The organism is Ewingella americana (assembly GCF_006438725.1).
In the GTDB taxonomy this organism is placed as follows: Bacteria; Pseudomonadota; Gammaproteobacteria; order Enterobacterales; family Enterobacteriaceae; genus Ewingella; species Ewingella americana_A.
Genome location: NZ_RCZD01000003.1, coordinates 26,997 through 51,422, shown reverse-complemented (window position 1 = coordinate 51,422; position 24,426 = coordinate 26,997). Strand labels below are relative to the sequence as shown.

The window sequence follows — 24,426 nt, the reverse complement described above, 5'->3', positions numbered from 1 at the left end:
TTATTCTCCCTGAGACTCAGGCTGTTCTTGTGAATTTAACTGTTCTTGTAAAATGAGCTGTTCGCGTAAAAGCTTCTTATCGACTTTGCCGACCGGCGTCAGCGGCAGCAGATCCACCCGCACAAAGCGGTCGGGCAGTTTGAACTCCGCCACGCCGAGCTCGCGCAGATGGCGGCGCAGCTGGACTGGCTTGAAGGCGCTGTGAGTGATCACAAAGGCGCAGCTTTTCTCGCCCATTAAGCTGTCGGGCATCGACACCAGCGCAGCATTAATCACGCTGTCGTGGCGCAACAGCAGGTTCTCAATCTCTTCCGCTGCGATCTTCTCGCCACCGCGGTTAATCTGATCCTTCAGCCGCCCCTGCACCTGCACGTAACCGTCTTCGGTCAGGGAAATCAGGTCACCGGAGCAGTAAAACCCCTGTTCGTCGAAGGCGCTGGCGTTGTGTTCCGGGCTGAGATAGTAGCCACGGAAGGTATAAGGGCCGCGCGTCATCAGGCGGCCGGTTTCGCCCACGGGCAGCGGATTGCCCTGTTCGTCGGCTACCCAGAGTTCATCATCCGGGGACATCGGCGTGCCCTGAGTGGTGAGAATGTGCCGGTCGTCGTCGTCCAGCAGGGTGTAGTTCACCAGCCCTTCGGCCATGCCAAACACCTGCTGTAACTGACAGCCGATCTCCGCCGGAATGCGCGCCGCCAGCGTCTCCCCCAGTTTTGCGCCACCGACCTGCAACAGTTGCAAACTGTCGAGGGACGGATGCCCTTCCCACTCATCCATGGCCTGCAACCACAGCGTCACCGCCGGAGGCACCAGCGCCGTGACCGTAATAGCGTGCTGCTCAATCAGCGGAAAACAGACCTGCGCGCTGGGATCGCTCGCCAGAATCACCTGGCCGCCGCCGAAGAACACGCCGAGCGCGCCGGGGGAGCTCATCGGGTAGTTATGGGCAATCGGCAAGGCGCACAGATAGCGGGTGTGGCGGTCAAAATGGCAGATTTCGACGCTGCGCCGGATGCTGTAGTAATAGTCGTTATGAGTGCGGGGGATCAGCTTCGGCGTGCCGGTGCTGCCACCAGAGAGCTGGAAGAAAGCCACTTCGTCCGCCGGGGTCGGCGCGGCGCTGAAATCTCCGGCATCTTCTTCCATCCAGGCTGCCAGCGAATGTTCTTCATCGGGCGCGTTGCGCAGCGCCATCACCCGCAGCGAAGGGTGTTGCTCAACAAAGGCGTCCAGCAACGCGTTGTCCGCAAACAGCGCGTGATGGGCGTCAGCAATCAGCAGTGCGGGTTTAATCTGCGCCGCATAGGCGTTCAGTTCGCTGCGCTGATGGCTGAATAATGCATTGACCGGCACCACGCCGATTTTCAGCAGCGCGAAAAACACCACATAAAATTCGGTCACGTTGCCAAGCTGTACCAGTGCCGTGTCACCGGCGCTCAGCCCGCGTCGTTGCAGCGCGGCGGCCAGACGGTCAGAGCGCTGCGCCATCTGGCGGTAGCTGAGGGCAGCATTGGTGTCGGTTAATGCCACGGCGTCGCTGCGGGCCTGACGCTGCAAAATATCGGTCAGCGGCAGATCCAGCCAGTAACCGCGCTCGCGGTAGCGCTGGGCCAGGTCATCCGGCCAGCGGGTGAATGCAATAGTCATAGCAATATCCTTGATTACTTCAAACCAAACGCCAGCATCATGGTGCTGAGTTTTGTGCCGGTTTCCGCCCATTCCGACTCAGGCGAAGAGTCCGGTACGATGCCTGCACCGGCAAACAACGTCACATGATTGGCTTTCACCGTGCCGCAGCGGATCGTCACCACCCATTCACCGTTACCCTCGGCGTCACACCAGCCGACAATCCCGCCAAACAGGCCGCGATCGAAAGGTTCGAGTTGCGCAATCAAGTCACGCGCAGAGGCAGTCGGTGAACCGCATAACGCCGGGGTCGGGTGTAACAGACAGGCCAGTGAGAGCGCGTTTTCAGCGCTGTCTGCTACGTCGCCGTCGATGGGCGAAGCGAGATGCCACAAGGTCGGCGTACTGAGCAGTTCAGGCTGTGACGGGATATGCAGATGGGAGCAGCGCGGGGCAAGCACTTCGCGCATGCCGTCGGTGACAATGTGATGTTCGTAAGCATCTTTGGCTGAAACCCGCAGGGCGCTTTTGGCGGCATCATCCTGCACCTGGTCGCTGCTGCGCCGGGCGGAACCGGCCAACGGATTGGAGTGAAAATGGTTGCCGAGTTTACGCAACAGAAGCTCCGGGCTGGCACCCAGCAGCGCCCCCTCTTTCAGCGGAACGTGAAAATGAAAACCGTGGGGGTTCTGCTCAATCATGCGCGCCATCAGCGCCGCGTTATCCACCGGCTGGCAGGTTTCGATTTCCAGCAAACGTGACAGCACCACTTTGCGCAACGCCCCCCTCGAAGTAGCTTCAACTGCGGAAGAGACCATCTGCATAAATTCAGGCTGCGCGGGGTGTTCGGCTTTGCGGGTTATTTCCGGTAACTCGCCCTGCGCGAGCTGCGCATTATCGAGAAACGCCTGCCGGTCAAACCACTTTACGTCTTTGGGAACAAAAAGCGCCGAGGGTTGCTGCGCATCGAAGGGAATGGCACCACAGAGAATCGGGTGGGCAATACCCGCGTCGCGGGCCTGGCTGAACGCCTGCTGCACCGCCTGCTGGAATTGGCCGCTGAGCACCTCGCCGCCCGCCGCGGGCAGGGTGAGCCTGGTGAAACAACCCTGCGTGGCCAAACTTCGAAAAGGAGAAGTGAAGAAAAAACCGTTGGTGGGCGATATCTCCGCCACGTTCTCAACACGGTTTTTAACCTGCTTATCCGTCTGCCCTGCTCCGCTCACTAGCGTATCCATCAGTCTACTCCTGTCAATAAAATGATAATGAATATAATAACGATTATCATTTACATCTGATGGCGGTAAACTACTCGACGATTTTACGTGTGTCAATAAACGTAAACCGAAGCCTTGTGCTTTTTTCAGCAAAACAGAAGGTTCAAACTCACTGATAAAGTGAGAATTTTCAGCACGCTATCGTGAAGGATTGTATTTAATGAACAACACTCTGCTCCACCGTCTGGCCCTCGCGGGCGGGATTTTCGTCCTGCTGACTCACGCCAGTCTGGCCGCGGTTACCGGCTGGCCACGTGAGATCCCAGGCGCCCACGGCAGCATTACGCTGGCTCACCCGCCAGAGCGGATTGTCTCCACCAGCGTGACCGTTACCGGCACCCTGCTGGCGATTGACGCACCGGTGATCGCCAGCGGTGCCACCAGCCCCAACAGCCGGATTGCCGATGCGCAGGGCTATTTCCGCCAGTGGGGTAAGATTGCCGCAGCGCGCAAAGTGCAGCGGTTGTACATCGGTGAACCCAATGCCGAAGCCATCGCCGGGGCCGCACCGGACCTGATCATCATCTCGGCCACCGGCGGGGATTCTGCAATCAAACTTTATGACCAGCTTTCGACCATTGCGCCGGTACTGGTGGTCAACTATGACGATAAAAGCTGGCAGGATCTGGCGTTGCAGTTAGGTGTCGCTACTGGCCATGAAGCGCAGGCGAATGCCGCCGTGCAGCAGTTTGATGAGCGGGTGAAAAAGCTTAAAAGTGAGCTGAAGCTACCCGCACAACCGGTCTCCGCGCTGGTCTACCGCCCTGATGGTCAGGCGGCTAATCTGTGGACTACCGCCTCACCGCAGGGACAACTGCTGCACGAACTCGGCTTCCGGCTTGCTGCCGCGCCGGACAGTGTGCATGGCAGCCAGAGCCAGGGCGTGCGCAAAGACATTGTGCAACTGAGCGGTGAAAACATGGCCGAAGGGCTGAATGGCAAAACGCTTCTGCTGTTTTCCGGCGATGACAGCGACAGCCAGCGGCTGATGGACAACCGCTTTCTGACCCACCTTGCGGCGGTGCAGGATAAGCAGGTTTATTCACTCGGCAATGACACCTTCCGCCTGGATTACTACAGCGCCAGCAACCTGCTGACGCGGCTGGAAACGCTGTTTATTTCTCACTGACCGCGCGGGCGGGCACAGGCTGAGCCTGTTGCCCCCCGGTAACGGTATGCCGTAACGCCCGCATCGCAAACGCCAGCACCACGCCAAGAATTGCCGCCGTGAAGCCGAAGCTCGCCGAGGTCATCGCCGGTAACATCACCGAACCCATGGCACCGAGCAGCAGCGCGCCGATGGCGTCTCCCGTCACGTTCTGCGCCGTCCACAGGCCGTTGATCCTGCCGAGGAAATCATCCGGCGTCAGGTTCTGAATCAGCGCATATTGCAGCAACGCATTGATGGCGCTGAGATAGCCGAAGATCACCAGGAAGGCTAAACCAAGTCCAAACCACGGCATCAGGCTGAACAGGCCGATGGCGACAAACGCGCCGATGGCGGTCAGCAGCAGCACCCAGCCCGGGCGCGCCACGTTCGCCACCCGTCCGCTGGTCAGCGCGCCGACCGCAGCACCCAGCGGCACGGCGGCGTACATCAACCCCAGTTCAGAGGCGCTGACCTGCCAGATGCCCGACAGCGCCGGGTAAAGCACGCGCACCGCGCTCGCCATGGTCAGCAGCGCCCCCACCAGCGCCACCATACCTATCACCCGGTTCTGCAACAGGAAGGCGAAACCGGAGATCAGTGCCCGCAGCGGATGTTCACGCTTTTGCACCGGCGGCGCGAGCTGCGGCAACTTCAGCAGCGGGATCAGCGTCAGGCCGGTGCCGAGTGCGGCCAAAGCGTAGTTCCACACCACGCCACCGCTGGCGATCACCAGCCCGCCGATGGCCGGTGAGAGAATCGACCCGAACCGCACGGTCAACATGCTGATGGCCCCGGCCTGCACCAGATTTTCGCGTCCGACAATCGCCGGTGTTGCCGCCAGCAGCGCCGTGACCCCCACCGCGCCAAAGAAACCGTCCCACACCGCCAGCAGGTAGATCAGCGTCAGCGAGGGGGCAGGTAACGCCGCGTTGATGCACAAGCCGATAAACCCCAGTCCGCAGGTGCTGCGCGCAAACAGGATCAGGCGGCGGCGCTCGTAGCGGTCCGCCATCACGCCGCCCATCAGCAGACCGATAAACATGCCGCTGCCCGCCAGCGTGACTGACAGCCCCACCAGCAGCGTTGAGCCGGTCATGGACTGAATCTGCACCGGCACCGCAATGCCCAGCAGGCCGAGCGCCAGAATAGAAATAAAGCGGGCGCAAAAAACCGCACGGAAGGTGGCGTGGGTTTTCAGCAGGGAAAAGTCGAGCAAAATCGAGGGTTTATTCATTATCAATGTGTCACATATGGGTAAAAGGCACAGTCAAAGTAGTGCTATAGCAAGATAACTCATGCTACCATAGCTAAACGCAATAGATAATGATAATAAATATCATTAAGATTAACTTTGGTATATTTATCCCTTATGTCACGGCCTCTTACGCAACCATCCCCCACGCTTTCCACTATGGAAAAGCCGCTGCAACGAGCCCCCTCGCGGGCATGGCTGAGCCGCGCACTCTGCATGTTGCTGGCGGTCACCGTGCTGGCGCTGGTTATTTTTCTGAGCCTCTCCGTGGGCGCAAAACCGATCCCGCTGCACACCGTGACCGCCGCTTTACAGGGCCAGTGCGCCCTGTCCGACTGCGTGATCGTGCGCGATGCGCGTTTACCGCGCACGCTGGCCGGGCTGCTGGCGGGCGTGGCGCTGGGGCTTTCCGGCGCACTGATGCAAATCCTCACCCGCAACCCGCTGGCTGACCCCGGCATTCTGGGCGTTAACGCCGGTGCCGGTTTTGCCGTGGTGCTCGGTATCACCTTTTTTGGCGCAGCCGAGGTCAGCCAGTATCTGTGGTTCGCCTTCGCCGGTGCGCTGGTGGCGACGCTGATGGTGGCGTTGATCGGTGCGATGGGCGGCGGCAAGGTCAGTCCGGTCCGCCTGACGCTGGCCGGTGTGGCACTCGGTGCGGTGCTGGAGGGGTTTTCTTCCGGTATTTCACTGCTAAACCCGCTGGTGCTGGATCAACTGCGTTTCTGGCAGGCCGGTACGCTGGATATCCGCAGTATGGCGGTGATCCGCGTGGTGACGCTGCCGATCGTCGGCGGTGCTGTTCTCACGCTGCTGATGACCCGTGCCCTGAACACTCTCAGCATGGGAAGTGATCTCGCCACCGCGCTCGGCACCCGTATTGTCCCGACCCAACTTTGCGGCCTGCTGGCCGTGACCTTGTTGTGCGGCAGCGCCACGGCGGCGGTGGGGCCGATTGCCTTTGTCGGGCTGATTATGCCGCACATCGCCCGCCATCTGGCCGGCTCGGACCCGCGCTGGATGCTGCCCTGGACGCTGGTCCTGACGCCGATTTTGCTGCTGACCGCTGACATCGCCGGGCGGCTGCTGGTGCCGGGTGAGCTGCGCGTTTCCATCGTGACGGCGTTTATTGGCGCACCGGTGCTGATTATTCTGGTGCGTAACCGCGCCCTGATGAAGCGGAGCTGATGATGACCACAATCACTTCCGTGACTCCACGTTCACGCAAGATAGTGCTGTTTTCACGGCAGAAGCTGACCCTTTTCACTCTCCTCCTCCTCTGCACCCTGCTGGCAATTTACGGGCTGGGCAGCGGCACGCTCTCGCTTAGCCCGATGCAGGTGATCGACGCCCTGCGCGGCGAAGGACCCCATAACCTGACGGTGATCGTCACCCAGTGGCGGCTGCCGCGCGTGGCGATGGCGCTGATTTTAGGCGCTGCACTGGCGGCCAGCGGGGCGATTTTCCAGTCGCTGATGCGCAACCCGCTCGGCAGCCCGGACGTGATTGGCTTCAATACCGGTGCTTACAGCGGCGTACTGGTGGCGATCGTGCTGTTTAACAGCTCGATCCTCGGCATGACTTTTGGCGCGATGACGGGCGGATTGCTGACTGCCGTGGTGGTCTATCTGCTGGCGTGGCGCAACGGCGTCGAAACCTTCCGCCTGATCATTGTTGGTATCGCCGTGCGTGCGCTGCTGGTGGCGGGCAATACCTGGCTGGTGATTTCGGCCTCGCTGGAGTCGGCACTGACCGCCGGGCTGTGGAGCGCGGGTTCGCTGAACGGCATCACCTGGGCCAAAAGCCTGCCGGTGGTTGGCCTGATTATTCTGGCGTGGGGGCTGGCGCTGCTGCTCTCGCGGCGGATGCATTTGCTGGAGATGGGTGACGATATGGCCCGCGCGCTGGGCGTGCCGGTCGAACGTTCGCGGCTGCTGCTGATGCTGGCGGGTGTCGCGCTGACGGCGGCCGCCACCGCCGTGGCCGGTCCCATCTCCTTTATCGCGCTGGTGGCGCCGCAGATTGCCCGCCGGTTGTGCGCCAATCAGTCGCAGCCGCTGCTGATTGCCGGGCTTACCGGTGCACTGCTGCTGCTGGGGGCCGACGTCGCCACACAGCGCCTGTTCCTGCCCTATCAATTGCCGGTGGGGGTGCTGACCGTCTGTCTCGGCGGCATTTACCTGATTGGATTATTACTTCGTGAGTCGCGCAGAAAATGATGACACCTACCCGCCATACCGCCCCGTTGCAGGGGGAAAACCTGACCCTGAGCTATGACAAAAAAGTGGTGATTGAGGGGCTGAATCTGGCCATTCCGCACGGCGAGCTGACGGTGATTATCGGCCCGAACGCCTGCGGAAAATCCACGCTGTTACGCACGCTCAGCCGCCTGATTTCGCCGCAGTCCGGCAGCGTGCTGCTCAACGGCCGGCAGATCAGCGAGTACGCCACCAAAGAGGTGGCGCGCGAACTCGGCCTGCTGCCGCAAAGCTCCATCGCCCCCGGCGACATTCTGGTCGAGGATTTAGTTGGCCGTGGCCGGTATCCGCACCAGCGCCTGTTCAGCCGCTGGCGTGACGCCGACCGGCTGGCGGTGAGCGAGGCCATGCAGGCCACCGGCATCAGCGAACTGGCGGATCGCGCCGTGGATACGCTTTCCGGCGGGCAGCGCCAGCGGGTGTGGATTGCCATGGTGCTGGCGCAACAAACGCCGCTGCTGCTGCTCGATGAGCCGACCACCTGGCTGGATATCACCCATCAGATTGATTTGCTGGAACTCATGCAGGATCTGAACCGTAATCTGGGCCGCACGCTGGTGGTGGTGCTGCATGACCTCAACCACGCCTGCCGCTACGCCACGCACCTGATTGCCATGCGTGACGGCAAAATTGTCGCCGAAGGCCCACCGGCAGAGATTGTCACGACGGCGCTGATCGAAGAGGTATTTAGCCTGCGCTGTATGATCATCGACGATCCGGTTTCGCATACGCCACTGGTGGTGCCGCTGGGAAGAGCACCTTCGCCAGCGGCCTGAATCGCTAAACGGCTAAGGTCCGCAACACACGGTTGAGCAGCGGTCCCAGCACTTTGAACGACGCCGGGGAGACAATATCCACATGCGCGCAATCCAGCTCGTGAACCTGCAAAGCATCGACATATTCCGCCCAGGTCTGCTGCACATCCATCCCGGCCTGCAACGTCTGGCGGGCAACAAACAGCGTGGCCTGCCCGTGGAAACGCGCGGTTTTGGTGGCCGACAACAACCGCACCGAGTCCGCATAGTTGGCTTCGATATGGTCGAACAGGGCCTGGCGGGCTTCGCTCTGTTCACCCTCCAGCGTCTGTTCAGAGGCGGCGCGGAACTGCTGACGTTCGCGCTGGATCTCCTGCAAAACGTTGTCGTCGAGCATCACGTCCCAGCTCTGAGTTTCCGGCGGGTAGGTATCCAGCAGCCCGAGAAATGCCACCGCTTCCCCTCTGGCCTGTAAGCGGGCCGCAATACCCTGCGCCAGCGTGCCGCCAAGCGAATAGCCGATGAAATGGTAAGGGCCGTGCGGCTGTACCGCGAGCACGGTTTGCAGGTGGGCGTCACACACCTGCTCCATATTCTGGCTGAGCGCCAGCGGGCCGTCAGGGTGCGGCGACTGAATGCCGACCAGCGACCAGTGCTCGTCGATATAACGCGGCAACACGCTGAACTGCCAGGCAAAACCCGAAGCGGGATGCAGGCAGAACAGGGTCGGCCCGCTGCCGGTGCGCAGCGGCAGCACAGCATCAAAACCGCTGCGATCCGCCTCCTCCTGCGTGCGGTCTTCGGCCAACAGTTGCGCCAGCTGTTCCACGCGCGAGGCCACCATCACCTGCCCGACCGACACCGGCTTGCCGAGTTCACGCCGCAGCTCCGCCGCCAGACGCATCGCCAGCAGCGAATGGCCGCCAAGCGCGAAGAAATCGTCGTCGGCAAACACCTGTTCGCACTGCAATAAGCGGCCAAACAGCGCGGCAATGGTGCTCTCCAGCCCCGGCAGCGGCTCACGCCCCTGCATTTGCGTCCCGCTTTGCGGCTGCGGTAAGGCTTTTCTGTCGAGCTTACCGTTGGCGCTGAGCGGCAGTGCGTCGAGCGTCACCAGCACCACCGGCACCATATGCGCAGGCAGGCGTTCGGCCAGCGCCGACCGCAGATTTTCGGTGTCCAGCGTGACGCCGGGCTGCGCCACCAGATAACCCACCAGCTGGCGTGCGTCACCGCCGGTCGCGTCGCTGCTGACTGCGCCTAATGTCATGGCGTTGGTTACCGCCTGCTGTACACCGGGCAGGGAGAGCAGCGCATGGTCAATTTCACTCAGCTCGATACGCTGACCACGGATTTTCAGTTGATCGTCACTGCGCCCGAGGTATTCCACCGCGCCGTCAGGCAGCCAGCGCGCCACGTCACCAGTGCGGTACATACGCCCGCCCTGCCCGAACGGATCCGCCACAAAGCGGCTGGCGGTGAGATCCGGGCGGCCTAAATAGCCCTGCGCCAGCTGGTCGCCGGTCAGGTAGAGATCCCCCGCCACGCCCGGCGGCACCGGCTGCAAGCGGGCGTCGAGAATGCGCAGGCCGGTGTTCCAGACCGGCAGGCCAATCGGCACATTCGCCCCTTTCACCGCCGCCAGCGCATCGCCCCAGGCGGGGTGCCAACTGACGTCCACCGCCGCTTCCGTCGGCCCGTACAGATTGTGCAGCGGCACGCCGGTTTTGCGCTGCCACAGGCGGCAAAGCTCGGCGGGCAGCGCTTCGCCGCTGCAAAATACCTGTTTGAGCGAAGCGCATTTTTCGATGGCCTGCGGGGTATCCAGCGCGCTGACAAACGCCGCCAGCATCGACGGCACAAAGTGCAGCGTGGTCACCTGATGTTGTTCAATCAGATTCAGTAACTGCTCCGGGTCGCGGTGTGCTTCCGGCGGTGCCATCACTAAGCGGGCACCCACCATCAGCGGCCAAAAAAACTCCCAGACCGAGACGTCAAAACTGCACGGCGTTTTCTGCAACACCACATCCTGACTGCCGATCGGGTAGTGATCCTGCATCCACAGCAACCGGTTGACGATGGCCTGATGCCCGACCACCACGCCTTTCGGCCGACCGGTGGAACCGGAGGTGAAGATCAGGTACGCGGCGTGTTCAGGCGTGGGGGCATTCAGCGGAATTTCTGCCGCCGTAACCGCACTGAAGGGTTTATCCACCAACAGCACGCGGCCCTGCCCGGCAAAGCGCGCAAGCTGGTCGGGATGGGTCACGATCAGCCGCGGGCTGGCGTCTTCCAGCATCATACGCAGGCGCTCATCGGGGTAGCCGGTATCGAGCGGCAGATAGGCCGCGCCGACCTCGACAATCGCCATCAGCGCCAGCGACAGAAATACTGAACGCGGCAGCGCCACGGCCACGATATCGCCACGCTTCACGCCCTGCTTTGTCAGCTGCTGCGCCAGTGCCGCGACCTGTTGGCGGGTCTGTGCGTAGCTGAACTGATGCTGCTGATCGGCCAGCGCAGGCGCGTGCGGTGTGCGTTCGGCCTGCTGCGCCAGTTGCTGGCTGAGGGTGCTTTTCACCACCGGATGGGCGGTGTTGTTGACCCGTTCGAGTAATTCACAATCCGCTGCGCTAAGAAGATTAGCGGCACCGACCGGCAGCCGGGCATTCGCGGCAAACTGACGCAACAACAGCGGCAGGCGCTGTAAATGCGCATCCAGTTCATCGCGGTCATAGCGTTCGGCATTGGCCTGAAGATCGATCGTCAGCGCACCAGATTCGCCGATATGCAAGGCGATCTCCAGATCCCGCACCGGCCCGGAGGCCAGATCGTGCGTGATGCCCGCCACGCCGTTGAAATCAATCTGGTAGTCGAACATTTTGAAGTTGAATACCGTGCCATACAGCGGCTGGGCGTCCCCCGCCATGCCCAGATCACGGGTGATCTGCTCAGCGTCGTAACGCTGATGGCGACGGACTTTTTTCAGCTCGTCGCGCAGGCGCACGGCCAGCTCTGCCAGGGTGGCGGCAGGATTGACATTCATCGCTACTGGCAGAACGTTGATCACTGGCCCCGTGGCACACAGGGCGGCAGATCCCATGCGGCGCATGAAAATGAAACCGCCACAAAAATCAGTCTGGCCGCTCAGCCGTGATACCCACAGTGCCACCAGCGCGATGGCGATATCGCTGGCGGTCAGCGGGTGTTCATGCGCAGCAATCAGTGTGTTGATCTGAGTGGCATCGCAGGCGCATGACAGCCGGTGAAGAGGCACGGACGGTACCTGTCCGGCCAGCGGCTGCGGGCAGATCGTCGCCGGAGCTGGCAATGTGGCGGCCTTTTCACGCCAGAATTGGGCGTCACGCGCAAAAGCCGCACCCTGCTGGTAGTTTTCAACTTCCTCAACCACCTCGCAAAATGGCACAAACGGCGAGGGCTCCGGCGCTTTCTGCTGGCACAGCGCGGTGTACAGCGTGGCAATCCGGCGGGCAATGGCCGTGAAGCTGAAGCCATCGACCTGAATATGGTGATAACGCTGATACCAGAACCAGCGCGCGTCACTGACGCGGATCAGCACGTGGCGGTGCAGGGTTTTGCCGCTAAGAATGCGCAGTTCCGCCGCCAAATCCTGACGCATGATGGCGAGCGCCGCCTGCTCTGGATCGGCCGACTGGCGCAGATCCACACACTCTGGCTGAAAGTCTGGCGCTAATGCGCACGGCGTTTGCAGGGCGATGCCGTCGCGCTCTTCAAAGCGCATCGATACCGTGTCGGCTTCGCTCAGCCCCTGAATAATGGCCTGCGCCATATGTGCTGCATCCAGCGGGTCGTTAATCTCAATATAGTGGGCGACGGTGTAGGCATTGCCGTGCGGCGAAAGCTGGTCCGCCATCCAGATGCCAGGCTGCGCGGCCACCAGCGCGAGGGCTGAAGTGGTCTGCGTCGCAGCGGGTAAAAAAGAGGTTTCAGACACCGGTAGACTCCTGTTCGAATGAGGCTGCATCATGCAGGCGCAGGGAGTGCGGGCGCATATCGCGCCAGTGTTCTTCCAGCCAGTGGTTACAATCACGGTGGGCTGACGGACCAAAAACCACACGCCAGCCTGCCGGAGCGGTGAGGGCTTCCGGCCACAGGCTGTACTGCTGTTCGTCGTTAATCAGTACGCAGCAGACCGCGTTTTCGTCATCAAACGGGTTAAGACTTTCCATCGCAAACTCCTTCAGCTTCACGTACCGGCGTGGTGGCAACAAAGTGTGGCGACCACAGCATTTCCAGCCCGTCCATCAGCCCGCCGCGCCAGCACAGGGCATCGTGCCCACCGGCCACCGCGCGGTAATGCACCTGATGCGGCGACGCCCGTAACAGATCCCGCAGTTCGCCATTCACCCGGTGGATCAAGCGTTCATGCACGCCCGCTTCCAGATAGATCTTCAGCGGCGAAGCCTGCCCGACGCCCTGCTCAATCTGGCGCAGCAGCCAGCCGGAATCCTGCTCAGACTGCCCGCGCTGTGGCCACCAGAAGGAACCCGACTGGCTGAGCGCGCAGCCAAAGGTTTGCGGCCAGTGCAGGCAGGCGTAGAGCGAGGAAAGACCACCGAAACTTTGCCCGGCGACCACGGTGGTGTCAGGCGCATCATGGAAAGGCGCCCAGCTGCGCAGCTGCGGCAGCAGTTCTTCCTGCACCGCCAGCCAGAAGTCGGCGTTGCAGGTCAGTTCACGGCTGCGGTGTTCAGTGTCGATCACGTCAATCAGCAAATAGACCGCTTCGGGCAGTTTTCCCTGCTCCGTCAGCTGATGCAGCGGTTCCCAGACCGGCATCTGCTGCGACCAGAACTGGCCGTCGAGCAAAATCGCCAGCGGGCGCGAAGCCGGGTCATCTTCGCCGGTGGTGTACACCCAGACCGTGCGGCTATTCCCCAGGCGTGGGCTGTGCCAAAGGTGTTTTTGCAGCCTGGTGGGTGGCGCAGGCATACAGCGCCCACAGCCGGTGGCGAAGGTGTCGAAATCCTGCCAGGCCGGTTGCGGCGGTGCGTCCGGCATATGTACACCGCACACGCGGTGCCCGCGCCCGCCGGACCAGCTGCGGTGGGCATTGAGAATGTCGTGAGTCGAGGCGGAAAAACGCTCAGCCCACCAGCGGCGCAGCGCCAGCATATTGGCGTGGGAGTCGTCTGACGGCGGCGCAAAAGGCCGATTTTCGCTGGCGGGCATAAAGCTGTAACTGCCGCGCCAACCCGCTTCCATTTCGGTCTGCCAGAACCAGACATCGGTGCCGCTAAGGCGTTGCAGGCTCTGTGGAGGACGGGGCTGATGGTGGTCGGTTTTACCCGTAATGTTGATCCACACACGTTGATATACCGAGGTAAATTCGCTGCCTTGCGGGTCACGCCAGAAGAAAGTGACCTTCCAGTTTCCCTGCCCTGAGGGTTCAATCCATGGCGTTCCACGTCTGGCGATATTCAGCCACCAGTCATTACTGCCTGCATGTTTGCTGGACAGCAGTGTGCCACTTTCTGACTCTGGTTCCATTTTCAACATCCCTACTCACTCTGTGGTTGCTTTATTTAACAAAAAAATAACCTCATTATTTATAACGAGTTACATCATCAGGTTATTTTTTAAAATTGCGACAGACGATAAGGAGAATGGTATTGATAATTGTTTTCATTTGCAATAGTGTGTGTCTGCCCATAGGGTTGGGCAGGTTTCGACTACACACCATATGACAACCGGCCATCCCGCTGCTGGCGTTGCTCTCTCTTTATGCTGCCTATGCAGACCAGCGGTTCAGGGATGGAAACCGGACCAGGAACGAAAATGAACAACACATTGTCCCGCTACTCTTTAGCGACGCTTTTAGGATTGGGCCTCGGGGCCACCGCATTCTCAACACCACTCAGTGCAGCTACCCTCAACACGTCGGCTGAATCCTCTTCAAACCAGGCAGACGGCAGTGAAACCAAAGCCCCCGATGGCGATACCATCATGGTCACCGCCGCCCAGCAGAACCTGCAGGCACCGGGCGTTTCGACCATTACGGCTGACGAGATCAAAAAACGGCCTCCGGCCCGTGATATCAATGAACTCATCCGTACCATGCCCGGCGTTAACCTGACCGGCAACTCCACCAGCGGCCAGCGCGGTAACAACCGCCAGATTGATATTCGCGGCATGGGACCAGAAAACACGCTGGTGCTGATTGATGGTATGCCGGTCAGCAGCCGCAACTCGGTGCGTCAGGGCTGGCGCGGCGAACGCGATACCCGTGGCGACACCGCCTGGGTACCGCCGGAAATGATCGAGCGCATCGAGGTGATCCGTGGCCCGGCCGCTGCCCGTTACGGCAACGGCGCGGCGGGTGGCGTGGTGAACATCATCACCAAACGCGACAGCAAAGAGCTGCACGGCTCATGGAATACCTACATGAACATGCCGCAGCATGACCAGGAGGGTTCCACCAAACGCACTGACTTCAGTCTGTCCGGCCCGCTTAGCGATCAGTTCAGCTTCCGCCTGTTTGGTGGCTACAGCAAAACCCAGGCTGACGCGCAGGACATCAATCAGGGGCATCAGTCTTTACGCACCGGTACCTACGCCGATACCTTGCCTGCAGGCCGTGAAGGGGTGATTGATAAAAATATCGATGGCCTGCTGCGCTGGGAGTTCGCGCCGATGCAGTCGCTGGAGTTTGAAGCTTCCAGTGGCCGTCAGGGCAATCTGTATGCCGGTGATACGCAAAACACCAACACCAGTGATCTGGTGAAAAGCCAGTACGGCGACGAGACCAACCGCATTTACCGCCAGGCCTATGCAATGACCTATCGCGGTGCCTGGGACAACGGCGTCAGCACCACCCATTATGTGCAGTATGAAAAAACCAAGAATACGCGCCTGAATGAAGGGCTGGCGGGCGGTACCGAAGGGATTTTCGCGGATACCGGCTTCAACACCACGACTCTCAATGACGTGCTGTTGCACAGTGAGATGAGTGTGCCGTTCGAGTTGCTGGTGCCGCAAACCGCCACCCTCGGCACCGAGTGGAATCAGCAGAAAATGAAGGATCCGTCCTCCAATACCCAAACCATGTTGGGCGGGAATATTACCGGTATCAACAGCGCCAACCGCAGCCCGTACTCTTCAGCGGAGATTTTCTCTCTGTTTAGTGAAGATAATATCGAGCTGACCGACAGCACCATGCTGACACCGGGCCTGCGTTTTGATCATCACTCGATCGTCGGTGATAACTGGAGTCCGTCCCTGAATCTGTCTCAGGAACTGGGTGACGACTTCACGCTGAAAATGGGTATCGCCCGCGCCTACAAAGCGCCAAGCCTCTACCAGACCAACCCGAACTACGTGCTGTACAGTAAAGGTCAGGGCTGCGCCGCCAGCGCCGGGGGCTGTTATCTGTTGGGTAACGATGACCTGAAAGCCGAGACCAGCATCAATAAAGAGATCGGGCTGGAGTTCCACCGCAGCGGCTATCTGGCGGGCCTGACTTACTTCCGTAACGATTACCGCGACAAAATTGAGGCCGGTTATCTGCCGAGCGGGACGTCAACCAACGGTAAGTCTGATGTTTACAAATGGGAGAACGTACCAAAAGCCGTGGTTCAGGGGCTGGAAGGCACGCTGAATGTGCCGGTGACTGACACCATCGCGTGGAATAACAACGGCACTTACATGATTGAGAGCAAGAATAAAGAGACCGGCGATTATTTGTCGATAATTCCGAAGTTCACCATCAACTCCACGCTGAGCTGGCAGACCACGGAAGACCTCTCCCTGCAATCCACCATGACCTGGTATGGCCGTCAGAAACCGAAGAAATACAACTACAAGGGTGAACCGATCACCGGCAGCGAAAAACAGGAAGTCAGCCCTTACGCAGTGTTCGGCCTGAGCGGCACCTATGCGGTGAATAAATACGTCAGCGTGACCACCGGTATCGACAACCTGTTCGATAAACGCCAGTTCCGCGAAGGCAACGCCCAGACCGTGGGTAACGCCGTCACCAACGCCTATATGTATGGCGCCGGTGCCGCGACCTACAACGAACCGGGCCGCACCTATTATATGAGTCTGAATACGCACTTCTAAGCGGCGTTAAGCGACAAAAAAAGCCGCTGCGGATCACTTCGCAGCGGCTTTTTTATTGCATTGATTTACTGATTAACGAACTTGATACGCACCACATCATCGGGTGCTGAAGCTTCCTGCTTCTTCGAAGAGGCCTGCTTCACGCTGACAAACAGCGACTGGCCGTCGTCTGACAGCGCCAGGCTGTTCGGGTGAACCGGGGTGTCGATGGTGTGCAGAACGTTGTAGGTTTTGGCATCAATCACGCTGACTTTACCCGCTTCACGATGGGTCACGTAAATTTCGTGACGGGTTGGGTTAAACAGCACCGCCAGCGAAACCGGCAGGTCAATTTTTTGCAGCACTTTGCCCTTTGCGGTATCCACCACCAGTAACTGCGGCGATTTGGAATCCGTCACAAAGGCGCGGTGGGTGGCCGGGTCCAGTGCGATGTTCAGGTAAAAGTGATCAGCATCGGCATCCAGTTTCACGCGGGAAAGCACCGCATCGGTTTTGGTATCGATGGTGATAAATTCGTTATCCGCGTTGGTGACATACAGACGCGACGCGGCGCTGTCGAGCGCCAGCCCGGTGGCATATTTTCCCAGACCTTCGATGGTTTTACGCAGTTGCAGCGTTGCGCCATCAATCACCCACACCACGCTTTGCTCGCCCAGTCCGCCCATGTAGACCGTATTGGTGCGCTCATCGACCGCCAGTTCACGCGGTGCCAGAGGGCGCTCGGTTTCCGTGCGCGGGCGTTTATCCAGCACCAGTGAGCCCTTCTCTTTCCCGCTTTTCGCATCCACGGCAGTAATCGCGCTGTTGACGGTGTTGCCGAGGAATAGCGTGCCGGTTTTTTTATTCATCGCCAGACCAAAGGGTTTCAGCTCATTTTTAATGGTCTGGGTGATGTTCAGCGTGGCCGGATCCAGACGATACAGAACGCCGCCCTTATCGAGCTTGCGGCTACCCGAAGTCGCCACATACAGCGCCTGCGGCGAGTCATACACCAGTTCATAAGCGCCTTTGCTGACCGGCTTGCGGTCAACCGTAAAGGTGCTTTCCGCCCAGGCAGAACCTGAGGTCACCAGGGAAATGAACAACGCCAGCGGCAGGATGCGCTTCTTGATTAAAGGGGAAGTAAAAGGTGTCATAGATCCTCTCAGACAGGGGTAATAAAACAGCAGCCGCAGGCGTTTTTACTTAGCCCGTGACCAGGATAAATCACAAACAATAATGATAATGGTTATCATTCTAATTCAATGTTATCCATAAGACCATGATGAATGAGAAAATCAGGCGGAATTGGGATGGAGAGGAAACATAAAAAACACTGCACCCACGCAGTGTTTTTAGAGTATTACCCGTTATTGAGTATCAGACGGTCGCTATTTCGCCACGGTTTCAATAATGGAGACAAAGAAGCCACTGTCGATGATGCGGTTAATTTTCAGACCGGCGTTATCCACTAATTCCTTCAGTTCAGACTCGGTGCGTTCGCGGCCGCCGTCGAAGCTCGCCATCAGCAGAAGATCCATTTCCTTGCCGGAGTGACGCACGCTGCCTTCCGGGATAACCGGATCCATGATGAGTATCTTACCGCCAGGACGCATCGCCTTACGGCAGTTGCTCAATATCTTGGCGGAGTTTTCGTCTGACCAGTCATGAGTAATGTATTTAAGCAGGTAAATATCGCCTTCCGGGCACGCTTCAAAGAAGCTTCCGCCCTGCAATTCCCAGCGGGAATCATCACCCAGCTCCGCCAGACGGTTGCGGTTTAATACGTGCGGCTGATCGAATAATATGCCGTGAAGCGTGGGGTTAGCGCGCAAAACCTGGAGCAGCAAGCCGCCCATTCCCCCGGCCACATCCACCACCGTCGCGTTTTTCGGGAAATCATAACTTCTGACCAGGAACATATTTTCCACTTCAGACATGGAAGACATGCCGGAATGGAAGTCATAACCCTGATCGTGCGACGCCCGCTGTGACCAGTATTCGAAGAAAGACATATCGAACAGCTGTTTGAAGGCAGAGTGACCGCGAACGCATTCCGCCAGATTCCCCAGCGGACGCCAGAAGGTTTCATCGGTCAGCATCAGCACCGCCGAACGCAGAGAATAGCGGTTAGAGGTACAGAGATATTCGGCTGGTGGGTTAAGGCTAAAACGCCCGTCGTCAAGTTCGAGGAAAATATTGCGCGTCGCCAGCAACCGCATCACGCGATTGAGCTGCTTCCAGTCCACGCCAAGATCCTTCGCAAGTTCCTGGATCGTTTTCGGCCCTTTTATCAGATGGTCGGCAACCCCTAACACCGCCGCCGCACGCAGCGCCGCCTGATAAGAATATCCCATTGCCTGCTCTATTAAATAAAGTGCACCTTTTTCATTTTCTGACATTAAAGACATATTACTTTCCATGCTAATTATACCTCAAGATGAATATTCAAGTAGATAGATAGCCGTAATGGTCAAACAGATAATCCAAACTGTTTCGATTGAATTATTGCCTCCCGAAGAATGGTTAGGGATCCTACTAATATCAAATAGCCTTAAGCGACACACTGGATAAACTACCGTCATCATTTCTTTCCATGAAATAATAGAGACGCCAGTCTTTTTATTTCATCTCATTGATTAGCCTATAACTAAAATTAGTTCAAAAATGCACATACCATTAATCCGCAATAACGTTAAATAATGACCAGCACAGTTATGCAGGCTATGATCATGAAATCTAAAAAGAACCTGTTTTGAAATGGCTTTCCAATTATTTTTTGTACTGTTAATTTTACATTGTGCATATTTTACGACTAAAAATAAGAGTTAGGGCAGTGATAAAAACCTTCACCACTATCAAGTCGTCTGGTGGGCTATTTTTTTAAGAAGGATATATGAAGGGGGGTTTATATAATTAACAGAGTAATGCGTGAATTTTAAGTTAATTGAAGAAGCAAGATAATGAGGGTATTCAATAACCCGCCGTTGTGGCGGGCGATTGTATATTATGCGCGATGTAATTCCTGCTGGAGTAAATCAACAATCAGTTGGTTGCGGGACACTTCACGGGCCTCGGCGGCACTTTTCAACGCAGGCTCAAGCGACTCAGGATAACGAAGAGTAAAAGAACGCGTTTTCTCTTCTTTTTCGAACGGTTCAATCCCTTCTTCCCGACACGTTTCAATATATTCAGCCAGTGAGATGCGCCCTTCTTTCTCCAGCCCATCAATACTGGTTGAAACAAAATCGCAATGCCCGGTGAACCCTAAAAACTTACCACGAAATGCGCGACCTTCAGCCTGATAAGTGATCACCGCTTCATGGCCATCGATGGTCATGGTATTCGCGTTTTTAGCTTTCATGGATTTACCCCTATTTTATCTAACCATTCACGAAGATCTGCTACAGCACCTTTATCCCGCCAAGCGCCTTGACCAATCTTTCCACATCGTTCCAGTCAATGTCCGACTTAACTGGCATATGAAAGATATCCGCGAGCGCTTTCTTATTCCTGCTGTTCAGATTTTTAACTAATATTGGCATCCATTCCCAGACGTCAATGCATGACGTCACAGTATTCATTTGAATCTAAAAGATCTCTTTATGTAAGGAATTCACAGGCGGCAGAGTTCTTCTCCGTCGCCTGAATATCTTATTTAGCCTTTATTCGGTGCACGCTGCGGGCGGGGGATCAAATTTCCCTGCGAGTCATAATAGCGGCTCGGCCAGACCTTTTGCGGCTCAACGCCGATAGCCAGACAAATAATAGTTTCACCTTTCGGCCAGGGGCGTGAAAGCGCGTTCGCCAGCGTCGAAGAACTCAGCCCGGCAGTGCGGGAAACTGCCGCCAGCGTGGTGCCCTTTTTGCGTAACGCCGCAATAATGTCGGCCTGATGCCAGTCGGGTTTGGTTTTCATTTCGCACCTCCGGTAACGGAGTGGCAGAACGGTAAGAAAGTGGGATTGTGAGAGGTTTTCATTTTTCGCGTTCCTAGAAGTAAGCATTACCACTACCACGGGAGCTGCGAAACTCTTTGGTGGTAGCCCAGACGGAGTTCGCAGTACCGGCCTTCTAGGACACCGGCCAGCCCGAAGGCTGCCCCGCCTGAGCCACCATTGATATGTAAATATAGCTTGAGGCTACTTTTACATAGGTGAGCAAAGGCTTTGACACGCCCCACGCCACTGGCGAAAGGGTGTATCTCCTAAAAGAGTCAGGCTGCGAAACCCGGCTGCGGATTGGGCCGCAGCAGTGCCGATTATATCGGAAATCTCAGGGACTAACCAAGTAAGTCGTTGAAGTTGCGAGATGGGTTCCAGGAAGGTTTGAAGATCCTAAAAACCAGGGTTTAAGGCTTTTAAAGGGGAAATTTAACTATCAAAAAGTGGAATAAGGCAGAAGTGTAAGTGGTGAATCTTATTGAAGATGGTGCGACTACCGGAATCGATGTATTGTGTTATTTACATGATAAATATAAATTAATTTATATTTGATAAATTTTATACCCTCATTTGTACCCTCAATCTCATTTCATAGCAAATCAGAGATTCGAACTTAGGTGCGAGAAGGCAGTATGGAAGGGAAATGTTTCGCCCCGATGTAGTTCATCTTATCAACCAAGTCCGGTCTTTTAAAGGTGATATGCCCCGTGCCTTTATGAAAGTAACGAATACTAAAGTAGTCGTCCTCGTAGATATGCGATGCTTTCTGTAAACTGACATGATCCATCAGTCGGGTAGTGACACCCCCCCCCCGGTTGTCAGGAATAGGTTTGCCATCCAGCAGGAAGAGCATCCGCTCTAGATCCGTCAGTTGGTCACGACGCCAGCCCCAGTTCAGACTGTAGCCCCCAACGATTGTGAGTCACCAGATTGTTGATGATGATCTTCTTTCCAAAACTGCACGGACTGTTAGTTTTGTAATCCCATGACAGCCCTTTAAAAACATTGATAATACTCCGCTCAAATACCTCCAGTTTACTGTGATGTAGTTGCTCAAAGGTACTAAGTATGTTGGCTTCACTGATGGCAGGAATATTATCCCCCTCAAGGTTTTTGTTCCACTGCTCCCGGGCCTGGGCGTCCATCAAGCTAAGCATCCCTGATTTCAGCATTAAATCTCGCCATATACTGCGATCAAGATTTTGGGTGATCACTTTCATTGCCGTTTCTGCTTTCTCCATCAGCCAGCAGCCGCAGCGGAAGTCTTGTCGCATGGCCCAGTCTCTTGCAACACCACCGCCAATGCTGCTGGTGACTGCCGAGATGCCTTCAAGCTGGCAGATAAGGGCTTCAGTCTGTGCCAGCGCTGCGTTACGCCCGGAAATGATGCGCTCAATATTGGTCGAACAGATGAGCTCAGCATGATCAGTTAATACTTCGGGTTCTGTCTGCATAATGTGTTTTCCGTATCTGTAAGCAAACGAGCTAATCCAAGGTGACAGCCCGGATGGAGTTCGTTTAGGACAACCAATAAAAAAGCGAGAGGCCGTGAAGCCCCTCGATCGATGAAATGGATTTATTTTTCTTCAATATTTACGGGTAATTATTCGCCTTTGCTCCTATGGATTTAGAAGCCAGCATGGCGGCAATCACCATAAACAGATGGCCTTCGGCGGAGTCCAGTAAGAAGGAGTTGAATAAGTGACAGGCCATATAGGCACTCAGTATCGCGACCATCAGATTGCGAACCGGTACCGGCTGCCGCCAGGATTCGCGATAGCAATACAGCATCCAGAGTAAGAACAGAGCAAGCCCCACCAGGCCTGACTGCACCGTCTCCAACAGGTACTGATTGTGTGGATTGTTGACGTGGTAACCTGTTTCGGGATTACCGTACCAAAAACTCCCCGCCCCATTACCCAACCACGGCGCGTGCTTAATCAGCCTTAGTGATTCCCCTACGAAAGCCGTACGCTGTCCCATCGATGTTTTGCAGGAATCGTAAGCATCACCATCAGCTACCACCAGACAGTCATGTATTTCTGCCACCCCCAGTGCGACTCGTTCCGTCGCCCGGTTAGGGACGAAAGCCAGCACGCAAATCACTCCCAGCCCCAAAGCCATCACGGCCAGACGCTGGCGTAGACCCAAAGATAAGAGTAGCCATACGCCCAGTCCGACGACCAGCGCGACATAACCGGTTCTACCCAGCACCAAAAATAGGACGACATAGCTGGCAACGCCGACCAGTGCAGCATAACCCCAGCGTTTCATTCCTCGATGAGAAAAAGCCCGCGACAACCAAAGCAGCGCTGCCAGCGCCATGAAGAAATTTTGGGTGATGTGCAGCTTAAAAACGGTGGGATTCAGAGGATTTAAATGGCCTATCGGTAGATGGAAAAGACCCACAGCAAGGCTAACCAGCAATATCACCACATTGGCCAGTAGAAATCCGCTCACGAATCTGTTTATCGTTGCTGGCACCTGCAGGAAGAACAGCGCCAGCGGCAGCACAAATAGCAGCTTTTTGTACTTACCCACCATCTCAGCGCCATAGGCATGAGGCTGTATAAAGAGTGAGAATGCCAGCAGCGTAAACATCAGCGCTGGCAACCACACCAGCGGGTGCTTGATTAGCGCCTTCATGTTTCGTAGATCCCACTGCCATAAAACACAAAGCAGAACCAACCCAAGGGCAAGATTCATCAGAGGGTTCGAAACCGGTAACGACACGCCCAATAAAAATGCCGTCAAACCAAACAGTCTGCCGACGCGGTAGTGTCCAGATTGAGATTCAAGAATGGGTACAGGTAGGGTCATGATTGACTCATTTCAGATGAAAAGTGGTGAGATTTGTTCGCTATAGCTGGGTGTTGAACCGCACCCAGACGCCGCACAACGGCAGTAATGACATCGGCAACCGGGATCGCATCGAGATAGCGTTCGGGCGTATCGGTATTAATGTCATCGGGGGAAGGCAGAGGACGATAATTCCCCGCCCATATCAGGGTGTGAGGAGCCTGCCAGGGGTGCCACTGTTTGAGATTGCTGGGGCCAAACAGTACAACAGAAGGCGTTTGCAGCGCGGCAGCCATGTGCATCGGTGCAGAGTCCACGCCGATAAACAGTTTGGCACGGTCAATCAACACCGCCAGCTCAGGCATATCCAGCTTACCCGCCAGATTGATAATCTCCTCAGGGTAGAGACATCCGTTGAGAATTTGCCGGATGCTACTGATTTCCTCCTCAGAACGTCCGCCCGTTATCACAACCCTTTCCCCGCGCTGCATCAGGTGGTCAATCAGTTGGCTATAAGAGGTTAGCGACCAGTTTTTAAAAGCCCACCGAGCCGTTGGCTGGATAACGATATAGTCGGTCAGTGGTATTTTTCGGCAGAGTAATTCAAGGTGATCAATATCCATTTGTCGGTATGACATCGTGACGTCACTGCATATGACGGGTAACGCGAGCGGCTCAAGAATACTGAGGTTGTTGATCACAGTATGCCGCGATGGCTGCAGGTCAGTATCAACCAGCGCCGAGTGGCAGAACAGCCATAAACGGTTATTACGCCTGGGATAACGAAAGCCAATGCTGAATGTAGGTTTGAGCTTGTAGCAGTAAAATGCCGCACGCCATTGGTCCGACATATTGAGTATCAGATCGTAATGCCCGGTCCCCAGACTGTTTAGCAGTGCTTTCTCGCCACGGAGCTGTTTCTTTAGCCCCTGCTTTTTCAGCGACCGGTCGACCGTATAGGTGAGATAGACGCCTTTGTTACCTGCCAGCATCACCTCGGTGCCGTCATAGACCAGCACGTCAATCAGGGCGTGTGGATAATTGGCCATTAACGTATTGATTAGCGGCGTGGTCAGTAATACGTCGCCAAAGTGACGGAGTTTTATCACCAGGATACGTATCGGCTGGTCACGGTTTGGCAGGTTGTGATTAAACGTTATTTCGTAGCTGATTTTCTTTTCGGTATTCATTCCGTCATCTCAAAAAATGTGCAAAGAAAGTCCTTCCGACAGGAATCGAAATAATGAGGATTTACGTCATTTGCATGACGTTGAAGTGAACAGC

Annotated in this window: 17 protein-coding genes and 1 pseudogene; 5 read left to right on the top strand and 13 right to left on the bottom strand. The window is 56.8% G+C overall.

The features are described from left to right. Both EAH77_RS06125 and EAH77_RS06120 read right to left on the bottom strand, forming a co-directional pair. Nucleotides 1-1,647, bottom strand: coding sequence for a (2,3-dihydroxybenzoyl)adenylate synthase (locus tag EAH77_RS06125; protein WP_140470930.1), 1,647 nt, complete (start codon nucleotides 1,645-1,647; stop codon nucleotides 1-3). 14 nt (nucleotides 1,648-1,661) lie between these two features. Next, nucleotides 1,662-2,864 (bottom strand): isochorismate synthase, encoded by a 1,203-nt coding sequence (locus EAH77_RS06120; RefSeq protein WP_140470929.1) that lies wholly within the window; start codon nucleotides 2,862-2,864, stop codon nucleotides 1,662-1,664. Between the two features lie 199 nt (nucleotides 2,865-3,063). Here EAH77_RS06120 and fepB point away from each other — a divergent pair, with 199 nt between their 5' ends. Continuing rightward, complete coding sequence (gene fepB / locus EAH77_RS06115) at nucleotides 3,064-4,032, top strand: Fe2+-enterobactin ABC transporter substrate-binding protein (protein ID WP_140470928.1); 969 nt, start codon at nucleotides 3,064-3,066, stop codon at nucleotides 4,030-4,032. Here fepB and entS read toward each other — a convergent pair. Then, nucleotides 4,019-5,287, bottom strand: a complete 1,269-nt coding sequence (entS, locus tag EAH77_RS06110) for an enterobactin transporter EntS (RefSeq protein WP_140470927.1) — start codon at nucleotides 5,285-5,287, stop codon at nucleotides 4,019-4,021. The genes fepB and entS overlap by 14 nt on opposite strands. A gap of 177 nt (nucleotides 5,288-5,464) precedes the next feature. On the opposite strand from entS, the gene fepD reads away from it, so the two are divergent. Genes fepD through EAH77_RS06095 form a run of 3 tightly spaced genes read left to right on the top strand, consistent with a single transcriptional unit; the run spans nucleotide 5,465 to nucleotide 8,339 of the window. Further along, nucleotides 5,465-6,493, top strand: a complete 1,029-nt coding sequence (gene fepD / locus EAH77_RS06105) for a Fe(3+)-siderophore ABC transporter permease (protein ID WP_277752544.1) — start codon at nucleotides 5,465-5,467, stop codon at nucleotides 6,491-6,493. Beyond that, nucleotides 6,493-7,524, top strand: coding sequence for an iron-enterobactin ABC transporter permease (gene fepG, locus EAH77_RS06100; RefSeq protein ID WP_140470926.1), 1,032 nt, complete (start codon nucleotides 6,493-6,495; stop codon nucleotides 7,522-7,524). Before fepD ends, fepG begins: the two co-directional genes overlap by 1 nt. Then, on the top strand, nucleotides 7,521-8,339 hold the full coding sequence (locus tag EAH77_RS06095) for an ATP-binding cassette domain-containing protein (RefSeq protein WP_140470925.1): 819 nt from the start codon (nucleotides 7,521-7,523) through the stop codon (nucleotides 8,337-8,339). Before fepG ends, EAH77_RS06095 begins: the two co-directional genes overlap by 4 nt. Before the next feature lie 4 nt (nucleotides 8,340-8,343). On the opposite strand, the gene EAH77_RS06090 is transcribed toward EAH77_RS06095, so the two are convergent. From EAH77_RS06090 to fes, 3 genes are read right to left on the bottom strand one after another with little or no spacing between them, the layout of a single operon-like run. Continuing rightward, nucleotides 8,344-12,327, bottom strand: coding sequence for an enterobactin synthase subunit F (locus EAH77_RS06090; protein ID WP_431306750.1), 3,984 nt, complete (start codon nucleotides 12,325-12,327; stop codon nucleotides 8,344-8,346). Then, entirely contained in the window at nucleotides 12,287-12,529 is a 243-nt protein-coding gene (locus EAH77_RS06085) for an MbtH family protein (RefSeq protein ID WP_140470924.1), read from the bottom strand. Before EAH77_RS06085 ends, EAH77_RS06090 begins: the two co-directional genes overlap by 41 nt. Beyond that, a complete protein-coding gene (fes, locus tag EAH77_RS06080; RefSeq protein ID WP_140470923.1) occupies nucleotides 12,516-13,859 on the bottom strand; it encodes an enterochelin esterase in 1,344 nt (447 codons plus the stop codon). The genes EAH77_RS06085 and fes overlap by 14 nt, the downstream gene beginning before the upstream one ends. A 279-nt stretch (nucleotides 13,860-14,138) precedes the next feature. On the opposite strand from fes, the gene EAH77_RS06075 reads away from it, so the two are divergent. After that, nucleotides 14,139-16,421 (top strand): TonB-dependent siderophore receptor, encoded by a 2,283-nt coding sequence (locus EAH77_RS06075; RefSeq protein ID WP_140470922.1) that lies wholly within the window; start codon nucleotides 14,139-14,141, stop codon nucleotides 16,419-16,421. Nucleotides 16,422-16,486: 65 nt separating this feature from the next. Here EAH77_RS06075 and EAH77_RS06070 read toward each other — a convergent pair whose 3' ends face one another. The 7 genes and pseudogenes from EAH77_RS06070 to rfaQ form a co-directional block, all read right to left on the bottom strand. Continuing rightward, nucleotides 16,487-17,557 carry a YncE family protein gene (locus tag EAH77_RS06070; protein WP_140470921.1) on the bottom strand — a complete coding sequence of 357 codons (1,071 nt, stop codon included), beginning with the start codon at nucleotides 17,555-17,557 and terminating at the stop codon, nucleotides 16,487-16,489. A gap of 234 nt (nucleotides 17,558-17,791) precedes the next feature. After that, a complete protein-coding gene (locus EAH77_RS06065; protein ID WP_140470920.1) occupies nucleotides 17,792-18,823 on the bottom strand; it encodes a methyltransferase in 1,032 nt (343 codons plus the stop codon). Between the two features lie 584 nt (nucleotides 18,824-19,407). Continuing rightward, a complete protein-coding gene (locus EAH77_RS06060) occupies nucleotides 19,408-19,764 on the bottom strand; it encodes a type II toxin-antitoxin system HicB family antitoxin (protein ID WP_140470919.1) in 357 nt (118 codons plus the stop codon). Between the two features lie 294 nt (nucleotides 19,765-20,058). Continuing rightward, a complete protein-coding gene (locus EAH77_RS06050) occupies nucleotides 20,059-20,319 on the bottom strand; it encodes a helix-turn-helix domain-containing protein (protein ID WP_140470918.1) in 261 nt (86 codons plus the stop codon). A 637-nt stretch (nucleotides 20,320-20,956) separates the two neighbouring features. Beyond that, a pseudogene (locus EAH77_RS06040) lies at nucleotides 20,957-21,797 on the bottom strand (DUF4942 domain-containing protein). Nucleotides 21,798-21,936: 139 nt separating this feature from the next. Beyond that, nucleotides 21,937-23,163 carry an O-antigen ligase family protein gene (locus EAH77_RS06035; RefSeq protein ID WP_140470917.1) on the bottom strand — a complete coding sequence of 409 codons (1,227 nt, stop codon included), beginning with the start codon at nucleotides 23,161-23,163 and terminating at the stop codon, nucleotides 21,937-21,939. Next, nucleotides 23,160-24,332 carry a putative lipopolysaccharide heptosyltransferase III gene (gene rfaQ / locus EAH77_RS06030; RefSeq protein ID WP_140470916.1) on the bottom strand — a complete coding sequence of 391 codons (1,173 nt, stop codon included), beginning with the start codon at nucleotides 24,330-24,332 and terminating at the stop codon, nucleotides 23,160-23,162. The genes EAH77_RS06035 and rfaQ overlap by 4 nt, the downstream gene beginning before the upstream one ends. Nucleotides 24,333-24,426: the final 94 nt, after the last annotated feature.